The sequence below is a fragment of the Kribbella sp. NPDC006257 genome (assembly GCF_040613535.1).
Taxonomy (GTDB): domain Bacteria; phylum Actinomycetota; class Actinomycetes; order Propionibacteriales; family Kribbellaceae; genus Kribbella.
Genome location: NZ_JBEXSJ010000033.1, coordinates 76,102 through 97,462, shown reverse-complemented (window position 1 = coordinate 97,462; position 21,361 = coordinate 76,102). Strand labels below are relative to the sequence as shown.

The 21,361-nt window shown below is 67.7% G+C and carries 19 protein-coding genes; 6 read left to right on the top strand and 13 right to left on the bottom strand.

Annotation, left to right across the window (positions count from 1 at the left end; genetic code table 11):
* Window positions 1-304 precede the first annotated feature (304 nt).
* Both ABZ004_RS31395 and ABZ004_RS31390 read right to left on the bottom strand, forming a co-directional pair.
* Window positions 305-1,141: an ABC transporter permease gene (locus ABZ004_RS31395; protein ID WP_355684706.1), complete on the bottom strand. Its 837-nt coding sequence runs from the start codon at window positions 1,139-1,141 to the stop codon at window positions 305-307.
* Window positions 1,141-2,145, bottom strand: a complete 1,005-nt coding sequence (locus tag ABZ004_RS31390; protein WP_355684705.1) for an ATP-binding cassette domain-containing protein — start codon at window positions 2,143-2,145, stop codon at window positions 1,141-1,143. Before ABZ004_RS31390 ends, ABZ004_RS31395 begins: the two co-directional genes overlap by 1 nt.
* 163 nt (window positions 2,146-2,308) lie before the next feature.
* On the opposite strand from ABZ004_RS31390, the gene ABZ004_RS31385 reads away from it, so the two are divergent.
* Window positions 2,309-3,547: an MFS transporter gene (locus ABZ004_RS31385; RefSeq protein WP_355684704.1), complete on the top strand. Its 1,239-nt coding sequence runs from the start codon at window positions 2,309-2,311 to the stop codon at window positions 3,545-3,547.
* 107 nt (window positions 3,548-3,654) lie between these two features.
* Here ABZ004_RS31385 and ABZ004_RS31380 read toward each other — a convergent pair whose 3' ends face one another.
* Both ABZ004_RS31380 and ABZ004_RS31375 read right to left on the bottom strand, forming a co-directional pair.
* A complete protein-coding gene (locus ABZ004_RS31380) occupies window positions 3,655-4,788 on the bottom strand; it encodes a hypothetical protein (protein ID WP_355684703.1) in 1,134 nt (377 codons plus the stop codon).
* A gap of 158 nt (window positions 4,789-4,946) precedes the next feature.
* Window positions 4,947-6,443 (bottom strand): MFS transporter, encoded by a 1,497-nt coding sequence (locus ABZ004_RS31375; RefSeq protein WP_355684702.1) that lies wholly within the window; start codon window positions 6,441-6,443, stop codon window positions 4,947-4,949.
* Between the two features lie 88 nt (window positions 6,444-6,531).
* Here ABZ004_RS31375 and ABZ004_RS31370 point away from each other — a divergent pair, with 88 nt between their 5' ends.
* A complete protein-coding gene (locus ABZ004_RS31370) occupies window positions 6,532-6,963 on the top strand; it encodes a MarR family transcriptional regulator (protein WP_355684701.1) in 432 nt (143 codons plus the stop codon).
* A gap of 30 nt (window positions 6,964-6,993) precedes the next feature.
* Here ABZ004_RS31370 and ilvA read toward each other — a convergent pair whose 3' ends face one another.
* Window positions 6,994-8,199: a threonine ammonia-lyase gene (gene ilvA / locus ABZ004_RS31365; protein WP_355684700.1), complete on the bottom strand. Its 1,206-nt coding sequence runs from the start codon at window positions 8,197-8,199 to the stop codon at window positions 6,994-6,996.
* Window positions 8,200-8,268: 69 nt separating this feature from the next.
* Between ilvA and ABZ004_RS31360 the strand changes: the two genes are divergently transcribed.
* A complete protein-coding gene (locus ABZ004_RS31360; protein WP_355684699.1) occupies window positions 8,269-9,528 on the top strand; it encodes an aminoglycoside phosphotransferase family protein in 1,260 nt (419 codons plus the stop codon).
* Here ABZ004_RS31360 and ABZ004_RS31355 read toward each other — a convergent pair.
* The 4 genes from ABZ004_RS31355 to ABZ004_RS31340 are packed head-to-tail and all read right to left on the bottom strand — an operon-like array spanning window position 9,521 to window position 12,859.
* Window positions 9,521-10,327 carry an ABC transporter permease gene (locus ABZ004_RS31355; protein ID WP_355684698.1) on the bottom strand — a complete coding sequence of 269 codons (807 nt, stop codon included), beginning with the start codon at window positions 10,325-10,327 and terminating at the stop codon, window positions 9,521-9,523. The two genes, ABZ004_RS31360 and ABZ004_RS31355, sit on opposite strands and share 8 nt — an antisense overlap.
* Entirely contained in the window at window positions 10,327-11,112 is a 786-nt protein-coding gene (locus ABZ004_RS31350; RefSeq protein ID WP_355684697.1) for an ABC transporter permease, read from the bottom strand. Before ABZ004_RS31350 ends, ABZ004_RS31355 begins: the two co-directional genes overlap by 1 nt.
* Complete coding sequence (locus tag ABZ004_RS31345; protein WP_355684696.1) at window positions 11,112-12,059, bottom strand: ATP-binding cassette domain-containing protein; 948 nt, start codon at window positions 12,057-12,059, stop codon at window positions 11,112-11,114. The genes ABZ004_RS31350 and ABZ004_RS31345 overlap by 1 nt, the downstream gene beginning before the upstream one ends.
* A gap of 41 nt (window positions 12,060-12,100) precedes the next feature.
* Window positions 12,101-12,859, bottom strand: coding sequence for an SDR family oxidoreductase (locus ABZ004_RS31340; RefSeq protein WP_355684695.1), 759 nt, complete (start codon window positions 12,857-12,859; stop codon window positions 12,101-12,103).
* 147 nt (window positions 12,860-13,006) lie between these two features.
* On the opposite strand from ABZ004_RS31340, the gene ABZ004_RS31335 reads away from it, so the two are divergent.
* Entirely contained in the window at window positions 13,007-13,555 is a 549-nt protein-coding gene (locus ABZ004_RS31335; RefSeq protein WP_355684694.1) for a MarR family transcriptional regulator, read from the top strand.
* Window positions 13,552-15,165, top strand: coding sequence for an MDR family MFS transporter (locus tag ABZ004_RS31330; protein ID WP_355684693.1), 1,614 nt, complete (start codon window positions 13,552-13,554; stop codon window positions 15,163-15,165). Before ABZ004_RS31335 ends, ABZ004_RS31330 begins: the two co-directional genes overlap by 4 nt.
* A 47-nt stretch (window positions 15,166-15,212) precedes the next feature.
* Here the strand turns inward: ABZ004_RS31330 and ABZ004_RS31325 are convergent, their stop codons facing one another.
* From ABZ004_RS31325 to ABZ004_RS31310, 4 genes are all read right to left on the bottom strand, one after another.
* Window positions 15,213-16,532 (bottom strand): AI-2E family transporter, encoded by a 1,320-nt coding sequence (locus ABZ004_RS31325; RefSeq protein WP_355684692.1) that lies wholly within the window; start codon window positions 16,530-16,532, stop codon window positions 15,213-15,215.
* Between the two features lie 30 nt (window positions 16,533-16,562).
* The gene (locus tag ABZ004_RS31320) at window positions 16,563-17,945 is read right to left on the bottom strand and encodes a glutamate mutase L (RefSeq protein ID WP_355684691.1); all 1,383 of its coding nucleotides are present in this window, start codon (window positions 17,943-17,945) and stop codon (window positions 16,563-16,565) included.
* Window positions 17,946-19,100, bottom strand: a complete 1,155-nt coding sequence (locus tag ABZ004_RS31315; RefSeq protein ID WP_355684690.1) for a cystathionine gamma-synthase — start codon at window positions 19,098-19,100, stop codon at window positions 17,946-17,948.
* A 73-nt stretch (window positions 19,101-19,173) separates the two neighbouring features.
* A complete protein-coding gene (locus ABZ004_RS31310) occupies window positions 19,174-19,839 on the bottom strand; it encodes a hypothetical protein (protein ID WP_355684689.1) in 666 nt (221 codons plus the stop codon).
* A gap of 62 nt (window positions 19,840-19,901) precedes the next feature.
* Between ABZ004_RS31310 and ABZ004_RS31305 the strand changes: the two genes are divergently transcribed.
* A complete protein-coding gene (locus ABZ004_RS31305) occupies window positions 19,902-21,338 on the top strand; it encodes a PLP-dependent aminotransferase family protein (protein WP_355684688.1) in 1,437 nt (478 codons plus the stop codon).
* Window positions 21,339-21,361 lie beyond the last annotated feature (23 nt).

The following is a 21,361-nucleotide window of genomic DNA, read 5'->3' as shown; positions in this document are numbered from 1 at the left end:
CCGCGGACACTCCCGGAGAGATAGCCGGGGGCACGCTCACCCAGAGGGGTAGCCCGCGGACACTCCCGGAGAGATAGCCGGGGGCACGCTCACCCGGAGGGGTAGCCCGCGGACGGTCCCGGAGAGGTAGCCGGGGGCGGCTCGCCCCGGCTCGTCCGGCAGCTGAGCTAGCCCGGCGGACGGTCACCCCGAGGGGCCGGGCGGGCGCTCACCCGGAGGGGCGGCCAGGGCGGGCACTCACCCGGCCACTCCTCCGGAAGCGCCCGCCCGGCTCGTCCGGGAGCTGAGCTCCTGGTGGTGGTTGTCAGTGCGAGGTGGCTCGGCGGTACTTGTTGACGGCCAGCGGGGCGAAGATGCCGATGATTGCCGCGCACCAGATCAGGCTGAGCCAGACCGGGTGCTGAGCGGGGAAACCATCGGGGCTCGCGAACGGTGACGGGTTGCCGAACAGGTGCCGGCAAGCGGCGACGATGGAGGAGATCGGGTTCCACTCCGCGACCGATTGCAGCGCACCCGGCAGATTCGGCGTCGGCACGAACGCGTTCGACAGGAAGGTCAACGGGAACAGCCAGATCAGCCCCGCGGACGCAGCCACCTCCGGACCACCCACCGACAACCCGATCAGCGCGCCCACCCACAGCATCGCGAACGCGAACAGCAGCAGGATCGCGAACGCCGCCAGCGCCTGCCCGATCCCGTTGTGCCAGCGCCAGCCGACGATGAAGCCGCAGATCACCATCACCAGCATCACGAACGCGTTGAACACCACGTCGCCGATCACCCGCCCCGCGATCACCCCGGACCTTGCCATCGGCAACGACCGGAACCGGTCGATCAGCCCCTTGGACATGTCGTCGGCCAGCCCGACACTCGCCGACGCGACCGCGAACGCCATCGTCTGGGCGAAGATCCCGGACATCAGGAACTCGCGGTACGCCCGCGCACCGGGGAAGCCCGGGATCGGGATCGCGTTGCCGAACACGTAGGCGAACAGCAGCACGAACATGATCGGCTGGATCGTCGCGTAGATCAGCATGTCCGGCGTCCGCGGGATCCGTTTCAGGCTCCGCCAGGCGAGCACCCAGGCATCGGTCCAGGCCCGGTTGAACGGGCTCACCTTCGGCGTACCGGTGGTACTCATCACTGCCCCCTCTTCGGCCGGTCCTGCTGACCGGTCTGCTCGTCCTCGGCCGCGTGCCCGGTCAGCGAGAGGAACACGTCGTCCAGCGTCGGCCGCCGCAGGCCGATGTCGGCGATCCGGATGCCGGCGCCGTCGAGCGTGCGGATCGCCGACACCAGCGCGGTCGATCCGCCCGGCGCCGGCAGCGTGAGCCGCTTGTTGTGTTTGTCGAGCGTGGTCGCATCAGGATCGGTGACCTCGAGCGCGGCCGTCAGCAACTCGAGAGCGCGATAGGTCTCGTCGGGATCGTGGACGACGATCTCGATCCGCTCGCCGCCCACCTTCGCCTTCAACTCGTCCGCCGTACCGCGGGCGATCACCGAACCGTGGTCGACCACGGTGATGCTGTCGGCGAGCTCGTCGGCCTCCTCCAGGTACTGCGTGGTAAGCAGGATCGTGACGCCCTCGCTCACCCGGTCGCGGATGATCTGCCACAGATCCAGCCGGCTCCGCGGATCCAGCCCAGTGGTCGGCTCGTCCAGGAACAGCACCTTCGGATGCGCGATCAGCGAGCCGGCCAGGTCGAGTCGGCGCCGCATACCGCCGGAGTACGTCTTCAGGATCCGGTCGGCCGCCTCGGTCAGGTCGAAGATCTCCAGTAACTCGTCTGCCCGCTGCTTCGCCTGGCTGCTGCTGAGCCGGTAGAGCCGGCCGAACATCCACAGGTTCTCCCGGCCGGTGAGCAGCTCGTCGACCGCCGCGTACTGCCCGGAGAGGCCGACCAGCCCGCGCACGGTGTCCGCCTCCTTCACCACGTCGTGCCCGAGCACCCGGGCCGAGCCCGCGTCCGGAGCCATCAAGGTGGTGAGCACCCGGACCGCCGTCGTCTTCCCGGCGCCGTTGGGCCCGAGCAGGCCGAGCACACTGCCTTCAGGGACCTCCAGATCGATCCCGTCGAGCGCCTTGACCGTGTTCTTCCTGGACTTGAACGTCTTCACGAGGCCGGTCGCCTCGATTGCGGCCATCCGAGCCACCCACCCTTCCCAGAACTGTGATGCAGGTCATCCTGGCGGATCCCACCGACAGAACTCGACCGGTTTTGCCGCCACGCTCAAAGCTGAGTCCCCTAGACTCAACTTTGTTGACATTGAGTCGACAAGGCTCAACTTTGCGGCTTACGGTCGGCGGATGAAGCCCAGGATTCTGAGCCATCCCGACTTCCGCCGGTTGTGGACCGCTGACCTACTGAGCCAGCTCGGCAGTCGCCTGGCGACGTCGGCGGCGCCGCTGCTCGCAGTACTGACGCTGAATGCCACGACGCTCCAGGTGTCGCTGCTGCGGACATGTGAGACGGCTGCGTGGTTGCTGTTCGGCCTGTTCGCCGGTGCATGGGTAGACAGGGTCCGCTGCTTGCCGGTGCTCGTCTGGGCCGACATCGGCCGAGCGATCCTTTACGGCTCGATCCCGGTCGCGGCCTGGCTCGGCGTACTGGGCCTGACGCAGCTGTACGTCGTACTGGCGCTGTCCGGCCTTCTGACAGTCCTGTTCGATGTAGCGCACAGCTCCTACCCACCCAGGCTGCTCACGGCGGAGCAGCTACTACCGGCCAACGCGAAGCTGGCGGCCAATCACTCGGTTGCTGCGGTGATCGGAGCGGGCGCGGGTGGCTTCCTGGTCCAGTGGCTGACTGCCGCCGTCACACTCGGCTTCAACGCGCTCAGCTTTGTCTGGTCAGCACTGTGGCTCCGCTCAATCCGTACGCCGGAAAGCCGGCCGGTGCCCGCCGAGCGGCCGGATCTTCGGCGGGAGATCGGGGAAGGTCTGCGCTATGTGTTCCGGCATCCGTTGCTCAGGCCGATCACGCTGAACACGACCAGCACGTTCCTCTTCCAGTCCGCGAACGGTGCGGTGATGATCGTCTTCCTGGTCCGGGAGATCCACCTCTCCCCCAGCACGATCGGCCTGCTCAGCATGATCGGGTTGCTCGGGGCGCTCGCGGCGTCGTGGTTCACGGAACGGCTCAGCGACTGGCTCGGCGAGGCTCGCGCGTTGCTGCTGGCGAGCGTCGGACTCGGGATGGCGTTCCTGCTTCAGGCGTTGACGGGGCCTGGCTGGGGACTGCTCTGGTACGTCGGGTCGATGCTGCTCGCCGCGGTCTGCATCATCGTCTCCGCCATCCTCCAGTCGAGCATCCGGCAGCGCCTCACGCCGCCCGAACTCCAGGGTCGGGTCAGCGCAACCACCAGCTTCGTCGCCTGGGGAGTCGCCCCCATCGGCAGCCTCCTCGGCGGTGTCCTCGCCACCGCCTTCACCCTCCGCACCACCCTCTGGATCAGCGGCACCGGCGCCCTCCTCGGCGCCGCCTTCGTCGTCTTCTCCCCGCTTCGCACCCTCCGCACAATCCCCACGCCCCAACCCACCCCCTGAGCAGCCCCTGCGCTACCGCGGAGGTCAGGGGGCGCGCCACTGGCGCGATGTTCGTCCGCTGACGCCTTTTAAACGCGTCAGCGGACGAAAAGCGTGGCAGTGGGGGTTTAGTCGGAGGTGATCTGGGCGGAGCCGACCAGGACCTCTACGTCCAGGGCGGCTCGGCCGCGGCCGATTTCGACATCCTTCGACTGGCCGCTGACGGCGCCGGTCCAGGAGACGCGGCCGAGTTGGGCTTCGGTGTGCACGCGTACGTCGGAACCTCGGCGCAGGGTGACGTTGGCTGCACCGGACTCGACCCGGACCCGGGAGCGGCCCTTGGTGATCTGGGCGTCGAGGGTCGCCGTACCAGCCTGGACGAGCATGTCGATCGGGCCGTCGACGTCGGTGACCTTCGCAGTACCGGCGGTGACGCGGACGCGGGACAGGCCCGGGAGGCGTTCGGCGGTCACGCTGCCGCCGGTGACCTCGATCTCGACCTGGAGCATCGGGTTGACGCGGATCGACAACTCCTTGGCGAGGCCGTTCACGTGCGACTTGAGGTCGGTCGGGTTCCGCAACATGCTGAGTCCGTCGATGGAGACACCCATGTCGCCTTCACTGCTGATCGCGAGCGTGTCACCGTCGCGCTTGATCACATGCGGCCCGTCGACGGCGACACCGGTGACCGCCGGCTCCCCGATCAGCCGGACCCGCCGCCCGATCGCCCGAACAGTCACCCGCCGGACGCCGGGAGGCACAACCAGATCACTGTGCTGACTCTCCGCTTCCACCGGCGCATCATCCACAACACTGTCCTGCACCCGCTCCTCACTCACAGGTGCGCTCGGAGCAGTCGGCTCAGCAGGTGCGCTCGGAGCAGTCGGCTCAGCAGGTGCGCTCGGAGCAGAAGGCGGAGTTACCGCAGTTTCCGGGGAGTCGACCACCTCGGCCCAGACAGCGGCGGAAGGGGTGTCGGCGGGATCACCAGGGTCAGCCGGGTCGGCGGGAGCCGCAGGATCGGTGGTGGCGGACGGCGTACCGGAGTCGCCTGTGGTCGGCGTATCGGGGTCGCCTGGCGCGGTGGTCGGCGTGCCGGTTTCTGACTGGTCGGTTGCGGGTGGGGTGGCGTGGCGGGGGGTGGGGGTGGCGGCAGCGATCAGGGTCGCGGCTTCGTCGCTGGACAGGTGGCCCTTGGCGACCCGGTCGAGGATGTCCTTCACCCGGCGGTCGTAGTCGCTCTGATTGCTCTGATCGCTCATGCACCTACTTCAGCACCCGGACGGGTGCAAACCAATCGGGGATACCCCGGAACTCTCCCGTCCGACCCTGGGAAACAGCAGTGCGGGTCTCGGCGGAGTAGCCCGGGACCCGCACTGCGGTACCTATTTGAACGGCTCAGCTAGTGAGCCGGTTGTTTTCAAGCTGCCGGGGACATCTCTTCCTCGGCGAGTTCCTTCTGGACGGCGTCCAGCTCGGCTGCCTCGGTGACAGCGAGCGCACGCCGCGCCTTCAGGCCGCGGAGACCCAGCAGTCCGAGCAGCAGCCCCAGGATGGTGATCCCGGTGACGACGACCAGCGCCGGCTTGTACGCCGCCAGTACGCCGCTCGGCGAGGTGTCGCCGTGTGACTGGCTGCCGATGACCGCCGTCGTGATGGCGAGCACGATCGCGCCGCCGACCTGGCTGGAGGTGTTGAACAGGCCGGACGCGAGCCCCTGCTCGTTGTCGTCCACCCCGTTCGTGGCCTGCATGTTCAGCGCCGGGAAGGTGATCGCGAAGCCGAGACCGATCAGCACGATCGTCGGCAGCACGGTGGAGAGGTAGTTCGACTGCTCGCCGATCCGGATGAAGAGCGCGTAGCCGACCACGAAGAGCACCATGCCGGCCGCGACCATCCGCTCGGTACCGATCCGGTCGGCCAGCTTGCCCGCGTTCGGCGAGAGGAAGGCGACCAGCAGACCGGCCGGCAGGAAGCCGAGGGCGGTCTCCAGCGAGGACCAGCCGAGCATGTTCTGCAGGTACAGCGTGCCGATGAACTGGAACGACACATACGCGCCGAACACGGTCATGATGGCGAGGTTCGCCACCCGCAGGTTGCTCTTGCGCAGGATGCCGAGCCGGACCAGCGGGTGCTTGGTGTGCGTCTCGATCCAGACGAAGGCCGCCAGCAGCGCAGCCGCCAGAACGAAGAGTCCGATGGTGCGGAAGGAGGCCCAGCCGGCCCCCTCAGCGCCGACCACGGCGAACACGAGGCTGAGCATTCCGGCGGTGACCGTGACGGCACCAGGTACGTCGTACCCGCCGGTCTTCTCGTCCCGCGGGCTGTTCGGGATCAGCTTGAGCGCGAACAGCAGCACGATCAGAGCCACCGGGCCAGGCATCAGGAAGGTCCAGCGCCAGCCCACCTCGGTCAGCAGGCCACCGAGGATCAGGCCGAGCGAGAAGCCACTGGCGGCGCAGGTGGTGAAGATACTGAGCGCCCGGTTGCGGTCCGGACCCTCGTGGAAGGTGGTGGTGAGGATGGAGAGCGCGGCCGGCGCGGTGAACGCGGCGGCGATGCCCTTCACGAACCGCGCGCCGATGAGCAGTTCTGGGTTGGTCGCCAGCGAGCTCAGCATCGAGACCACGGCGAAGACGGCCAGCGCGATCAGGAAGACGCGCCGGCGGCCGAGCAGGTCGGCGGTGCGGCCACCCAGCAGCAGGAAGCCGCCGTAGCCGAGCACGTAACCGGTGACGACCCATTGCAGGGAGGACAGGGAGACGCCGAGGTCGGCGCCGATGGACGGAAGGGACATGCCGACCATGGACACGTCGAGGCCATCGAGGAAGATCACGCCGCAGACCACCAGGAGAGCGCCCCACAGGCGTGCATCCCAGGTCAGGCGGGTCGGAGGTACTTGCGTTGTCTGTGTCACGAGAAGAGAGCATTGCATGCATGTGCATCTAATGTCTAGGCATTAAATGCATTTGCATTGGATGCGTATGCATGATAACGTCCACGACATGACCGAGACGAAGGTCAGCGCTGGGACTGGTGAAATCAGCGCCGACGTCCGCGAGTGGCGCCAGATCCTGGCTCGCCACGCGGATCTCACCTGTGCGCTCGACCGTGAGCTGCAAGCCCGCCACGGCCTGGGTATGAGCGAGTACGAGGTGCTCGAGCGACTCGCCGAGCTCCCGGACCAGTCCGCGAAGGTCCAGAAGATCGCCGGTTCGGTGCATCTGAGCCAGAGCGCACTCTCCCGCGTGATTGGCCGGCTGGAGTCAGCCGGACTCGTCGAGCGGAACATGTGCCCCGAGGATCGGCGGGCGGTCAGCGTCTGCATGACGGCCAAGGGCTCACTGCTGCAGACCGAGGCACAGCCGACGCATCAGCGCGTCCTGGCGGAGCGACTGCACGCCCCGCTGGTGAAGTCCTGCGAACCGACAGCCTGATTCAAGCCGGTACGCCGAGCAGCCAGCCTCCTAGTTCAGCGTGTAGGTATACCCGTTCCCGATCAGGCTCGCGAGCACCCGTTCGCGGTGCTCGTCGCCCCGGGTCTCCAACTGCAGCGCAACCTCGACCTCATCAAGGTTCAGCGTCTCCGAGATGCGTTCATGCAGTACTTCGATGATGTTCGCCTCCACCTCGGCCAGCCGGGTCAGCAAGGTCGCGAGCCCTCCCGGAGTGTCCGGGATGCGCACGCGCAAGGAGAGGTACCGACCAGCGGCCGCCATACCGTGTCGTAGTACGCGCATCAACAGCAGCGGATCGATGTTGCCGCCGGACAGCACCACCACCAGCGGCGCCTTGAACCGCTTCGGGTTGTCCAGCACCGCGGCCACTCCGGCCGCACCAGCCGGCTCGACCACCAGCTTGGCGCGTTCCAGCACCAGCAAAAGGGCCTTGGACAACGAATCCTCGCCGACCGTCAGCACCTCGCTGACATGCCGCTGGATCGCCGCGAACGGAACCGTCCCCGGCAGCCCGACCGCGATGCCGTCGGCCATCGTCGCCATCTTCTCCAGCTGCACCGGTTCGCCGGCGAGCAGCGAGGCCGGGTACGCCGCGGCGCCCTTCGCCTGCACCCCGACGACCTCGATCGGCATCCCGTCGCGCTGCATCGCCGAGGCGATCCCGGCGATCAGTCCACCACCACCCGTCGGTACGACGACCGTCCGCACCTGCGGGCACTGCTCCACGATCTCCAGTCCCGTGGTCGCCTGCCCGGCGACGATATCCACGTGATCGAACGGGTGGATCAGGATCGCCCCGGTCTCCGCCTCGAACGCCCGGGCTGCCGTGAGGCAGTCGTCGATCGACGTCCCGACGAACCGGATGTCCGCCCCGTAAGCCCGCGTCGCCTTCTCCTTCGGGATCGGTGCTCCGTGCGGCATGAACACGGTCGCCTTGATCCCCAGCAACTGCGCGGCGAGAGCAACGCCTTGCGCATGGTTCCCGGCACTCGCGGCGACGACTCCACGTGCACGTTCCTTCTTGGAGAGCCGGGCCATCCGGACATACGCGCCACGTAGCTTGAACGAGCCGGTCCGCTGGAGGTTCTCGCACTTGAGGAAGACGTCACCACCGACGAGGTCGCTCAACCACCGCGAGTACTCCAGTGGCGTCGGCGCCACCACGTCATGCAGCAGGTCCGCTGCCCGGGCAATCTCCGCCGCACTGATCGTCACCCACTCACCCTACGACCGGCGAGGCCGCAATTCGGGTGTGGATTGGGTCCGACCGCATAGTGTCCTGGTGTGACCGTGACCGCCGTAGTGATCCGTCCGGAGGATCAAGCGATTCTCGTCCTTCCCTCCGGCCTCCCGCAGGCCGAGGTTGCCGACGAGTTCTGGTTCCCGGACGTCGCGGCACCGGTGCAGGCGCTGCGGGATCAGCACGGTATCGAGGCATACGTGTTGACGTGCCTCGACGAGGCGCCGAGCTACCTGATGATCAACGTCGGCGAGACGCCCGAGAACGCAAGCTGGGTGGCGGATTTCGACCATCCACTGGTCCTTGCCGCCCGCAACCACCTGGCACTGCCGATGGACGCCCGAGCGACGCCGGCCTGGACCAGACCCGGATGGTACGCCGAAGCCCTGCCTTGGATCGATGAGCACCTCGGCGCGCCGCGGACCGGCGTACCGGCTCAAGTTCGGTCGTGGGGGTTGTCGAACGTACTGCGGTGTCCCACCTCGAAGGGGGACGTGTATTTCAAGGCGATTGCCCATTCGAGCACGATCCGCCCGGTGAGCGACGACGCATTGCCGCTGCTCTTCGCGCACGAACCCAGACTGTTGCGCCACCTCGCCGACGAGCGGCCGGACCTCGTGCCCGAGCCGGTCGCGATCGACGACGCGCGGGCCTGGATGCTGCTCCCCGATCTCGGTCCGATGCTCGCCGCCGAAACCGACGTCGACGTCTGGATCCGGGCGATTCGCGGGCATGCGCAACTACAGCGCCGGTACGCCGACCAGCCGGACAAGTTGCTGGAATTCAGCTGCGTCGACCGGCGGCTCGGAGTACTGAAGGGTGAACTGGATCGGCTCGTCGGACCGAACCCCGCTACCGATCTCCTGGAACCGGACGAGCGGGCCGCGTTGCCGAAGCGGGCCGAACAGTTGCGGGAGGCAATCGACGAGCTCACCGCGATCGGCGTACCGGAGACGTTGCTGCACGGCGACCTGCACCCGCGCAACCTCGCCGTACGGGACGGCCACGTGATTGCGTTCGACTGGACCGATGCGGCGTTGGCGCATCCGTTCCTCGACCTGGTGACGTTCTTCGACAAGCGCTCGCCCGTGTCAATGGATCCGCGAGTGCGGGACGCCTATCTGGCCGAGTGGGAGGAGTACGCCTCACCGGCGGCCCGGCTCCGCGCGCTCGAGCTCGCGCAGGAGCTCGGCGCGCTGCACCAGGTGATGACGTCGCTGCACCTGGCCGACAACATCACAGGCCCGAGCAGCGCCTCGATGATCCGCGGCGCAACCTGGTGGCTACGCAGCCTCGTCACTTGAGCAGGAGCTTGCCGAGGCGGCGGGAGGCGACGTACATGCCGAGGGTGCCCATCGCGATCAGGTAGAGGGCGTTGGCGAACAGGGACCAGCTGACGGTTCCGGTCGCGAAGGCGCGTTCGAGTGCTACGCCCTGGTAGAGCGGGGTGATCTCGACCAGCCAGCGGATCCCGCCCGGGTAGGTCTCGACCGGGTAGAAGGTCGCCGAGAAGAGGAACATCGGCATCGTGGTGAGCTGGACGAACTCGAAATCCTGCCAGCTCCGCATGAACGTGGTCAGCGCCATCCCCGCACCGGCGAACGCGAATCCGATCAGCACCGAGGCGGGTAGTGCGAGCAAGGCCCACCACGAGTGGATCAGGCCCATCGCGAGCATCACCAGCAGGAACATCGCCGAATAGCAGGCACCGCGCAACAGGGCCCAGGTCACCTCGCCGGTCGCCACGTCCCACGGCCGCAACGGAGTCGCCAGCATCGAGTCGTACAGCCGGGCGTACTTCATCCGGAAGAAGATGTTGTACGTCGAGTCGAAGACGGCACCGTTCATCGCCGAGCTCGCGAGCATCGCGGGTGCCACGAAGGCGGCGTACCCGATCACCGTGCCGTCGGCCAGGGTGAAGTCGCCGACCAGTTTGGCGACGCCGATGCCGATCGAGAGCAGGTAGAAGACCGGCTCGAAGAAGCCGGAGACGAAGACGATCCAGGTTCGCCGGTAGACCAGGAGGTTCCGCTCGACGATCTGCCGGCCGTTGCCGGGACGACGGATCGGAACCGGGAGCACCCGGGCGGTGAGAGTCGCCATCAGCTGATCAACCTCCGGGTGATACCGCGGACCGCGAACCAGGTGCCGATCCCGAACCAGGCGGCGAGGTAGGCGAGATTGCCGAGGGCGGGCCAGAGCTCGACGGTGTTGAGGCTCAGGTCTCGGGACAGCTCGACGCCGTGCCACAGCGGGCTCAGGTACGCCAGCCACTCGATCCAGTCCGGCAACTGCGAGACCGGGAAGAACGCGCCGGAGAACAGGAAGGCCGGGATCACGCCGAAACGGAAGATCATCGCGAAGCCGGAGTCGTTCTGCAGCGTCGTCGCGACCGCGCAGACCGGCGCCGAGGCGGCCATCCCGACCAGCAGCACGACCGGCAACGCCATCAGCCCGAGCGGTGACTTCAGACCACCGAAGAAGGCGATCACGACCAGGAACACCGTGCAGGTGGTGAGCACCCGGAAGGCGATGAAGGCGAGCTGCCCGTACATCACGTCGGCGGGACGCAGTGGCGTGGCGATCATCGAGAAGTAGAACTTCTGCCACTTGAGCCCACTCATCACCGGGTACGTCGACTCGGCGACCGCGATCTGCAGGGCGGTCGAAGCCAGCAGACCGGGCGCGATGAACTGCAGGTAGCTGATCCCACCGAGTGCCCCGGTGCCGTTGGCGTCGACGAAGGACCCGAGGCCGATACCCATCGCGGCCAGGTAGAGCAAGGGCAGCAGGAAGCTGCTGACCAGGCTGCCCTTCCAGGTCCGCTTGTAGACGGTGACCCAGTAGTCGAACTGTCTCCGCCCGTTCTCGAGCGCGACGGTGGCCATCAGTCCACCAGCGTCCGGCCGGTCAGCCGCAGGAACACGTCCTCGAGCGTCGACCGGCGGACCAGTACCGCGGCCGGCTGCAACCCGCGCTCATGCACGGCCGCGACCGTCCGCTCACCGTCGTCGGTGTAGAGCAGCAAACGGTCGGGCAGTACTTCGATGCGCTGAGCCAGGTCCTCGACCTTGCCGGCCAGTGCGTCGTGATCCGCGAACATCACCTCGGGACCGAACCGCAGCTCGGTCACCTCACGGGTCGAGTAGTCCCGGATGAGCTCCGCCGGTGACCCCTCGGCCGCGATCAGCCCGCCGTCCATCACGACCAGCCGGTCGCACAACTGCTCGGCCTCGTCCATGTAGTGCGTGGTGATGATCAGCGTGACGCCCTCCTGCTTCAACCGGAACAGCTTGTCCCAGAGCAGGTGTCGCGCCTGCGGGTCCAGGCCGGTCGTCGGCTCGTCGAGCAGCAGCAGGTCGGGCTTGCTCACCAGCGACCGCGCGATCGTCAGCCGCCGCTTCATCCCGCCGGACAGCTCGTCGACCTTCACCTTCGCCTTGTCCGTCAACGCGACGAACTCGAGCAGCTCGGCGGCCCGCTCCCGGCACTCGGCCCGGCTGAGCCCGAAGTACCGGCCGTAGACGGTCAGGTTCTCCTGGACGGACAGCTCGGTGTCCAGCGTGTCGTCCTGCGGGCAGACTCCGATCCGGGCCCGCACGCCCGGTCCGTCCGTCGCCGGATCCAGCCCGAGGATCCGCAACACTCCCCCACTCACCGGCGAGACGGCCCCGATCATCCGCATGGTGGAGGACTTCCCCGCGCCGTTGGGCCCGAGGAACCCGAAGGCCTCGCCCTTCCACACGTCCAGATCAATGCCCGCGACGGCCTCGAAGTCGCCGTACGACTTCCGCAGCCCCCGCGCATGAACCAGCGCCTCCACCTGTCCCGTCACATCTCAGACCCTAGACGCCCCTCCAGACAGTTTCTTCTGGATTAGCCGCGGCCGGCGTACGGCATCCCGGCGGCCATCACCATCAGGGTCGGGACGGCGACCGAGGTGGGCAGCTGGGCGATCTGGACCACGAAGGCAGCCACCGTGCGCGGGTCGAAGGTGGGCTCGACTTTGATGGTGCCGTCGGGCTGGAGGGCGCCCTGTTCCATCCGTTCGGTCATCGCGGTGGCTGCGTTGCCGATGTCGATCTGCGTCGCCGTGATGCCGTGCGGGCGGCCTTCCAGTTCGAGGCTTTTGGTCAGCCCCGAGATGGCGTGCTTCGAAGCGGTGTAGGCGATCGCCTGCGGACGCGGCACGTGCGCGGAGATCGAGCCGTTGTTGATGATGCGACCACCGGAAGGGTCCTGCCGAAGCATCAACGCGTAGGCGGCCTGGGCACACAGGAAGGAGCCGGTCAGATTGGTGTCGACCACAGCCCGCCAGTCGTCCTCGGAGACATCCTCGATCGGCGCGGCCGGCATACCGGTGCCCGCGTTGTTCACCAGCAGATCGATGCGCTCCAGGGAAGAGAAGAACTCCCGTACTGCGGACCCGTCGGTCACATCCAGTACGGCGGCTCGCACCGTCCCGACTCCCGCGGCACCCACCGCCGCCACCTGCTGACCGGTCACGGCGGTCTCCGCCAGCTTCCCCAGCGTCCGCCCGGTCACCGTCACGTCGAAGCCGACCGCGGCCAGCGCCAGCGCCATCTCCCGCCCGAGTCCGGACCCACCACCCGTGACCACCGCCACCTGCTGCATGCGTTTCCTCCAGTCTGGGGATAGGCCCATTGAACCGTGCTGACTCTCCGCGACCACATTGCTACACCTAGTAAATGAGTTGCCACTCACCCCGCAAAGACGGAAACTCATTTGCGTGTATCACGCAAGTATGTATATGCTTGCACCATGCATGTAAATGATCCGTATGCTCCGCAGACTCCCGTCGAGGGCGTGCTGCACGCATTCACGCGGATCGGTCGCCGGCTGAAGGCCAAGCAACCCGGCGACACGATCGACCACAGCGCCCACCTGGTGCTGTTCGTGCTGCGGTGCAACGGCGCGCTGCGGTTGTCCGACCTGGCCGCCCGGATGGAGATCGACGCGTCGACCGCCAGCCGGCATGTCCGGGCCCTGGAGCAAGCAGGCCTGATCCAGCGGTCGGTCGATCCCGACGACGGCCGCGCCTTCCGGGTCGAGCTGACCGAGCAGGGCACGGCCGAGTGGGAAACCGCTGCGAAGCGGCGGATGGAGTTGCTGACCCAGGCCATGGAGGGCTGGACCGACTCCGATATCGAGACTTTCGAGAAGTTGATGACCCGGTTCGCGGACGGGGTCACCAGCATCGTCGACGCGCGCGGCGGCGACGGCAAGGCCTGGGCCGACAAGGGCTGGGCCGCGGCGGCAGCAGCGGCAGCGCACCAGAACACCGAGAAGAACGTGGAGAAGACCCGATGAGCACCACCGAGCCGGCTACGCCTGGCGGCGCGTCCCCAGCGCCCGACGCACCAACCTATCTGTCCCACCGCAACATCCTGATCATTCTCGGCGGCCTGATGGCCGGCATGTTCCTGGCCGCGCTCGACCAGAGCATCGTCGGTACGGCGCTGCCGCAGATCGTCAGTGAGTTCAACAGCCTGGACAAGCTGTCCTGGGTCGTCACGGCCTACCTGCTGACCTCGACCGCCTCCACTCCGCTGTGGGGCAAGATCTCCGACCTGTACGGCCGCCGCCCGCTGTTCATCGCGGCGATCGTCACCTTCCTCGGCGGCTCGGTGCTGTCCGCACTGGCGCAGAACATCGAGCAGCTGATCGGCTTCCGGGCCGTCCAGGGTCTTGGTGCCGGTGGTCTGATGTCGCTCGCGTTCGCCACCATCGGCGACGTGATCCCGCCGCGCGAGCGCGGTAAGTACATGGGGTACTTCGGTGCCGTCTTCGGTCTGTCCTCGGTGGCCGGCCCGCTGCTCGGCGGTCTGCTCACCGACGGTCCCGGCTGGCGCTGGATCTTCTGGATCAACCTGCCGATCGGCCTGGTCGCGCTCGGCATCGTGGCGGCCGTCCTCAAGCTGCCGCACGTGAAGCGCAGCCACAAGATCGACTACCTGGGTGCTGCGATCGTCACCGGCGCCGTCACCTCGCTGCTGCTGGCCGTCTCCTGGAGCGGCCCGACCAACGGCTGGGGCAACGGAACCACGATCGCCCTGCTCGCCGGCGCGGTCGTCCTGGCCGTCGCCTTCGTCCTGGTCGAGCTGCGGGTCTCCGAGCCGATCATCCCGATGGACCTGTTCAAGGGCCGCATCTTCTCCGGGTACGCCGGGTATGCGTTCCTGCTCGGTTTCGCGATGTTCGGCGCGCTGATCTTCCTGCCGCTCTACCTGCAGGCGGTCAAGGACCTGTCCCCGACCCGGTCGGGCCTGGCCCTGCTGCCGATGATCGTCGGCATCTTCTCCGCCTCGATCCCGAGCGGTCAGCTGATGAGCAAGACCGGTCGCTACAAGATCTACCCGATGATCTCGGCGGTCCTGGTCGGCGGCGCGATGGTGCTGCTGTCCACGATCGGCCTGCACACGCCGTACTGGCACCTGGCGATCTACATGTTCATCATGGGTGCCGGTCTGGGTCTGTCGATGCAGATCACCGTCACGGCCGCGCAGAACAGCGTGCCCCGGCAGCACATGGGCACCGCGACCTCGACGATGACCTTCTTCCGCTCGATGGGTGGCGCGATCGGTACGGCCGTGTACGGCGCGGTGCTGACCAGCCGGCTGAAGGTGCACCTGGGCGACATCGTCCCGGCCACGGCGCAGAACATGGTCGAGCCGCTCGCCAAGGCAGCCAACAGCGTGCAGGCACTGCACGGCCTGAAGGAGCCGATGAAGGGCTGGGCGCTGTCCGGTCTGGTCAACGCGATGGACGACGTGTTCCTGGTCTCGCTGCCGTTCCTGGCGATCGCCCTGATCCTGGCGGTCATCACCCCGGAGCAGCGGCTGGCCGGCCGCAACGACGGCCCGAAGTCCGAGGAAGAGCAGAACGCCGAGCTGGAAGCGGCAGCCTCCTCGATGGGCTGATCCACTGCAACAACAGCCGCCCCCGGGATTCCCGGGGGCGGCTGCTTCTATTCTGCGGTCTCGGACGGACCGGCGGCCGGCTGTGGTCTACGGCGTGGCAGCGGTGGCAGCGGTCTGGGTGGTTCGGGATCGACGTCGTTGCCGGCCAGATGATTCACGATCGTATTCAGCACAGCAGCGGTCGGTACGGCGACCAGCGCACCGACGATCCCCGCGATGACCACCCCGGTGGCGATCGAGAGGATCACCGCCAGCGGATGCACACTCACCGCACGCCCGAGCAGGAACGGCTGCAGCACGTGCGCTTCGACCTGCTGGACGCCGATCACCACGGCCAGCATGATGATCGCGACAACGGGGCCCTTGGCAACCAGTGCGACCAGTACCGCGACGATGCCGCTGACGAACGCACCGACCACCGGGACGAACGCGCCGACGAAAACCAGGATTCCGATCGCGCTGACCAACGGCAGGCCGAGGACCGCGGCACCGATCGAGATGCCGATCGCGTCGACCGCGGCGACGATGATGGTCGCCCGGACGAACGCGGTCAGCGAGACCCAGGCCTTCCGGCCGGACGAGTCGGCCTTCTCCCGGGCCTGCAACGGGAACAGCCGGACCAGCCAGGCCCAGATCTGGGGTCCTTGGTAGAGGAAGAAGAACAAGCAGAACAGCGAGATGAAGAGCCCGGCGACGACGTGCGTGGCCGTCGTACCGACTTCGGCCGCTCGCTGGCCGAGTGCACCGCCCTGCATCACGGTGTCCTTCAGCTTGTTCAGCGAGTCCGTGATGTCCTTGTCGGTGACGTCCAGGTTGATCTTGGCCAGGTCGCGCAGCTTCTGCACACCTTCGCCGACCTGCGTCGACAGACTGTCGAACTGGGTCGCGATCTGGGTGCCGACCAGCGTCAGCAGTCCGGCGACGAGCGCGATCGTGCCGATCACGGTGAGACCCGCCGCGGGTCCACGCGGCACCCGGGCGCGTTGCAGGGCGTTGGTGACCGGGACCAGCAGGGCGGTCAGCAGGACCCCGACAGTCACCGGGATGACGACCTCGGACAGGTACTGCAGCCCGTAGCCGATCACCACAACCGCAGCGACGACCACGAGGAACCGCCAGGCCCAGGCACTCGCGATCTGCATCCCGGCCGTCACCCCGACATCGACAGGTCCCCGGCTAGAAGGCATCACGACCCCGGCTTCGTCCTCCGGTACGACGGTGCCACTAACCCCTTCAGCCGCCTCGTTGTCCGCGACCGGACTTTCCTTGTCCCGCCCGACGTCCGGCACTCCGGCCGAGTCGTCCCGCCGATCATTCGGCTCGTCGGCCGAGTCGTCCCGCCCCACCGGCTCGTCCGGCTTACTCATGACACCTCCGGGTCTCGAATCTCCTTGAGACTAGTGCCCGCTCCCCAGGGTTCCATGAATCTCCGAGCCCACTCGCCGTGCCAGGCCTTCCGCCGCTACCGGCGCAACGTCAGCCAACAGGCCGACCCCGGCCAGCACGTAGTCCGTGTCCACACAGGTCCTAGCTCCCGAAGGCACCAGCCAGCCTTCTTCCTGAGCACCTGCCGCGACCGCGCCGAGCACCCGCGCCGCGAGCTCGGGACCGTTGTGCCGCAGCACTCCCCCGGACCCGACCAGCAGATCCACCTCGCGCAGATCCTTCCCGGACCGCTCGATCACCCGCCCACCCGGCCCGAACACCACCCGCTGCCGCCCGGCATGCCGCCGCAACGCCACCGTCACCGCGACGCCGGCCAGAGTTTCGTCGTACGCCGTCTCGTCGGCCGAACCCGGCAGGAAAGACGGATCGTCATGTCGCCTCGAGGCCGCGTCCCGGAGTACCGGATCGTCGGGAATCAACCCGGCCTCGATCCCCGCGGCGACCACCGGTACTGCGCTCCACCGCATCCCGAGATCGCCTTCGACCGTCCGCGTCACCGGGTGCGTGGCGACCACTTCGCGACCCAGTTTCGCGTCTTCCGGGTCGAGTTCGATCACCGAATGAACGTCGGTCGTCGCGCCACCGATGTCCACCACGGCCACATCGCCGTGCAGCGATGCGAGCACTTCGACACCCCGTAGTACGACATCCGGCGTGGCGGCGCGGACCATCCGGGCGAACCCGGGATCGCGGGACAGGTTCTTCCCACCGATGACGTGGGCCAGGAACATCTCCCGGATCGCCGCCCGCGCGCTGTCCGGCGCGAACACCCCGATCTCCGGTACGACGTTGTCCGCAAAGACATGCGGCACCGCAGCCTCGGCCAGCAGCGCCCCGATCGCCTCCTGCGCCTCGATGTTGCCAGCAGCAACCACAGGACGCCGCCACTTGTACTTCGCGAGCACGGCTGCCGCGTTCTCCAGTACGGCGGAGTTGCCGCCGTCCGTGCCGCCGAGCAGCAGGACCACATCAGGTCGCTCGGCCCGCAACGCTTTCAGGGAAGTTGCCGTCAGCCCATTGTTGACGACGGCAACTACCCGGCCGCCGCTCGACAACGCGACGCGACGGCCCGCTTCGGCGGTGACGAGCTCTTCGTTGCCGACGACACCGATTCGGAGACCACCGCCCGCGCTGGAACATGCCAGTACCTCGGCTTTGGCAAGGCTCTTGTCGACGGCAAGCAACGCAGTACGGCAGGCCTGATAGCCGTCCAGGACGTCGGTGTCGACCGTGGTGCGGTGTTCGGCCCGGGCGATCAGCTCGCCCGAGCCGGCGTCCACCGCGATCGCCTTCGTGAAGGTCGACCCGAAGTCGACCGCCACAAATGCGGGCACTTAAGACATCGCGCGGTCGAGGTCCGCGAGGAGGTCGTCGATGGTCTCGATGCCGACGCTGAGCCGGATCAGGTCCGCGGGGACCTCCAGCGGCGTACCGGCGACCGAGGCGTGCGTCATCTTGCCCGGGTGCTCGATCAGCGACTCGACGCCGCCGAGCGACTCGCCCAGAGTGAAGACCTCGGCCTTGTTGCAGATGTCCAGCGCCTGCGCCTCGCCACCAGTCACCCGGAAGGAGACGATCCCGCCGAACCGCTTCATCTGCTTGGCCGCGGTCTCGTGACCGGGGTGGCCGTCGATGCCCGGGTAGAGCACCGAGCTGACGCTCTTGTGCCGCTGCAGGAACTCGACGACCTTCTCCGCGTTGTCGCTGTGCCGGTCCATCCGGACGCCGAGGGTCTTGATACCGCGCAGCACCAGCCAGGAGTCGAACGGGCCGGCGACGGCACCGATCGCGTTCTGGTGGAAGGCGATCTTCTCGATCAGCTCCGCGTCCCGGACGATCAGCGCACCGCCGACGACGTCCGAGTGACCACCCATGTACTTCGTGGTCGAGTGCACGACGATGTCGGCGCCGAGCTCCAGCGGCTGCTGCAGGTACGGCGAGGCGAAGGTGTTGTCCACCACGAGCAGCGCACCGGCGTCGTGCGCGATCTGCGCCACGATGGCGATGTCGGCCACGTTCAGCAGCGGGTTGGTCGGCGTCTCCAGCCAGACGATCTTGGTCTTGCCCGGGCGGATCGCGGCCCGGATCGCCTCCGGGTGCGTGACGGCGGCCGGGGTCATCTCGACTCCCCAGTTGCCGAGCACCTTCGAGAACAGCCGGAACGTGCCGCCGTACGCGTCGTCGGGGAAGACCACGTGGTCACCCGGCACGCAGAGCGAGCGGATCAGGGTGTCCTCGGCGGCCAGGCCGCTGGCGAACGCGAATCCCCGGGTGCCGGCTTCGATCGCGGCCAGACACTCCTCGAGCGCGGTCCGGGTCGGGTTGGCCGACCGGGAGTACTCGTAGCCGTTGCGCAGCCCGCCGACGCCGTCCTGCTTGTAGGTGCTGGTCGCGTAGATCGGCGGCACCACCGAGCCGGTGGTCGGGTCGGGCTCGTTCCCGGCATGGATGGCGAGCGTCTCGAATCCGTAGGAGTGTTCGTTGATCACCGGACCAGCGTACGGCCTGGTCTGATCGATGCCGTCCGGGCCTCCCGTTCCGTGGACGGAGGACGCAAGATCGTCAGCGCTCACTCGCCGTGGCCAATCTGACGGTGAAGATCGGCAGCAGGAAGTGGACGAGCGGGCCGATGGCCAGGGCGTAGGCGACGGTTCCGAAGCCGACGACTCCGCCGAGTAGCCAGCCGATCGCGAGGACGGTGACCTCGAGCGTGGTTCGCACCAGGCGCACGCTCAGCCCGGTACGCCGTACGAGGCCTGTCATCAGCCCGTCGCGCGGACCCGGGCCGAACTGCGCACCGATGTACAGCGCACCGGCCAGCGCGTTCACCACGATCCCACTCGCCATGAAGACGATCCGCAGCCAGAGCGCGTCCGGGCGGTCCACCGTCGACAGGGTCAGATCCGTCACCAGCCCGATCACGATGGCGTTGCTGATCGTGCCGAGCCCCGGCCATTGCCGCAGCGGGATCCAGGCGAGGAGTACGACGAAGCTCATCGCGATCACCACGGTCCCGAAGCTGACGTCGAGGTGCTTGGTGATGCCGGAGTGCAGGACGTCCCACGGGTCGAGGCCGAGGTTGCCCTGGATCATCAGGCCCATCGACGCGCCGTACAGAGTGAGGCCCAGGTAGAGCTGGACGAGTCGGCGCGGCAGCCGGCCTGCCTTGAGTTGCTGGATCGGATTGAGCAGGGCCAGGGAGCGTGGGGCTTCGACGGTGGCGGTCACACGGGCAAGTCTGCGGCCGATTGGCCTGGTGTTCGATAGCCAATTGGGTAATAGTGGACTGCATGACAGGGCAACATCTTCCGGCAAGCACCCTTTCCGGCCTGCTCGGTGGCTGGTCGGACGCCGGCGGACCGGCGTACCGGAGCCTGGCCGAGCGGCTCCGGCTGCTGATCGCGGACGGCCGGATCATGCCCGGCGCGCGGGTGCCGAGCGAACGCGAGCTGACCGACGCCCTCGGGGTCAGCCGGACCACCGTCGCCTCGGCATACCGGGAACTGCGTGATCGCGGCTACCTCACCAGCCGGCGCGGATCGGGCAGCGTGACGTCACTGCCGTCGAAGGTCGAACCGGAGCTCGGCCGGCATCACGCGCCGGGGATCGACACGGACGGGCTCTACGACTTCACCTGCGCAGCGTCGCCCGCCGTACCGGGGATCAGTACGGCGGTCGCCGAGGCGCTCGAGGATCTGCCGCGGCATCTGGCGACGCCGGGCTATCACCCGCAGGGGTTGCCCGAGTTGCGGGCGGCGATCGCGGCGTCGTACGAGGCGCGCGGGCTGCCGACGTCGGCGGACCAGATCATCATCACGGCCGGCGCGCTGGCCGCGACCTCGATCGTGGTCCGGGCGATGACGCAGATCGGCGACCGGGTGCTGACCGAGAGCCCGACCCATCCGAACTCGGTGGACGCCATCCGGCGCAGCGGTTGCCGGGTGGTCGCGGTACCGATGAGTCCGGGCGGCTGGGACCTTCCTTTGCTGGAGGCAACGATTCGGCAGACGTCGCCGCGGGCGGCCTGGATGGTGGTCGACTTCCAGAATCCGACTGGGTGGTTGATGTCTGCAGCGGATCGGCAGCGGTTGGCGATCGCGTTCGCCCGGGCCCGGACTACGGCGATCATCGACGAGACGCTTTTCGAGTTGGCGCTGGACGGGCAGGAGATGCCGCCACCGTTCGCTTCGTTCGATCCGGCTGGGGTGATCACGATCGGGTCGGTGAGCAAGTCGTTCTGGGGTGGGCTGCGGATCGGGTGGATCCGGTCGCCTGAGGCGCTCGTCTCGCGGATCCTCGATGCGCGCGGATCGCTGGATCTGGGGGCGCCGGTGCTGGAGCAGCTCGTGGTGTGCCGGTTGCTGGCGGATCGTGTTGGGGTGCTGGCTGAGCGGCGTCTTGGGCTGGCTTTGCAGCGGGATGCGTTGGCTGCAGCTTTGCGATCCGAGTTGCCTTCGTGGCGGTTCGAAGTACCGGGTGGTGGGTTGTCGTTGTGGTGCGAATTGCCTTCGCCGGTCGGATCGAGCTTGGTGGGGGTTGCCCAGCGGAACGGCGTACTGGTGGTGGCAGGGGCGCGGTTCTCGCCGGATGGTGGGCTGGAGAGTTTTCTGCGGTTGCCGTACACGCTCGACCCGGACACGCTGCGCGACGCAGTACGGCGGCTTGCTTCGTCGTACGCCGGACTCGAGGCGGCGGCACCAGTACGGCGTACGGCGATGATCGCCTGAGCTCCCCCGGCGACTCGCTTGCG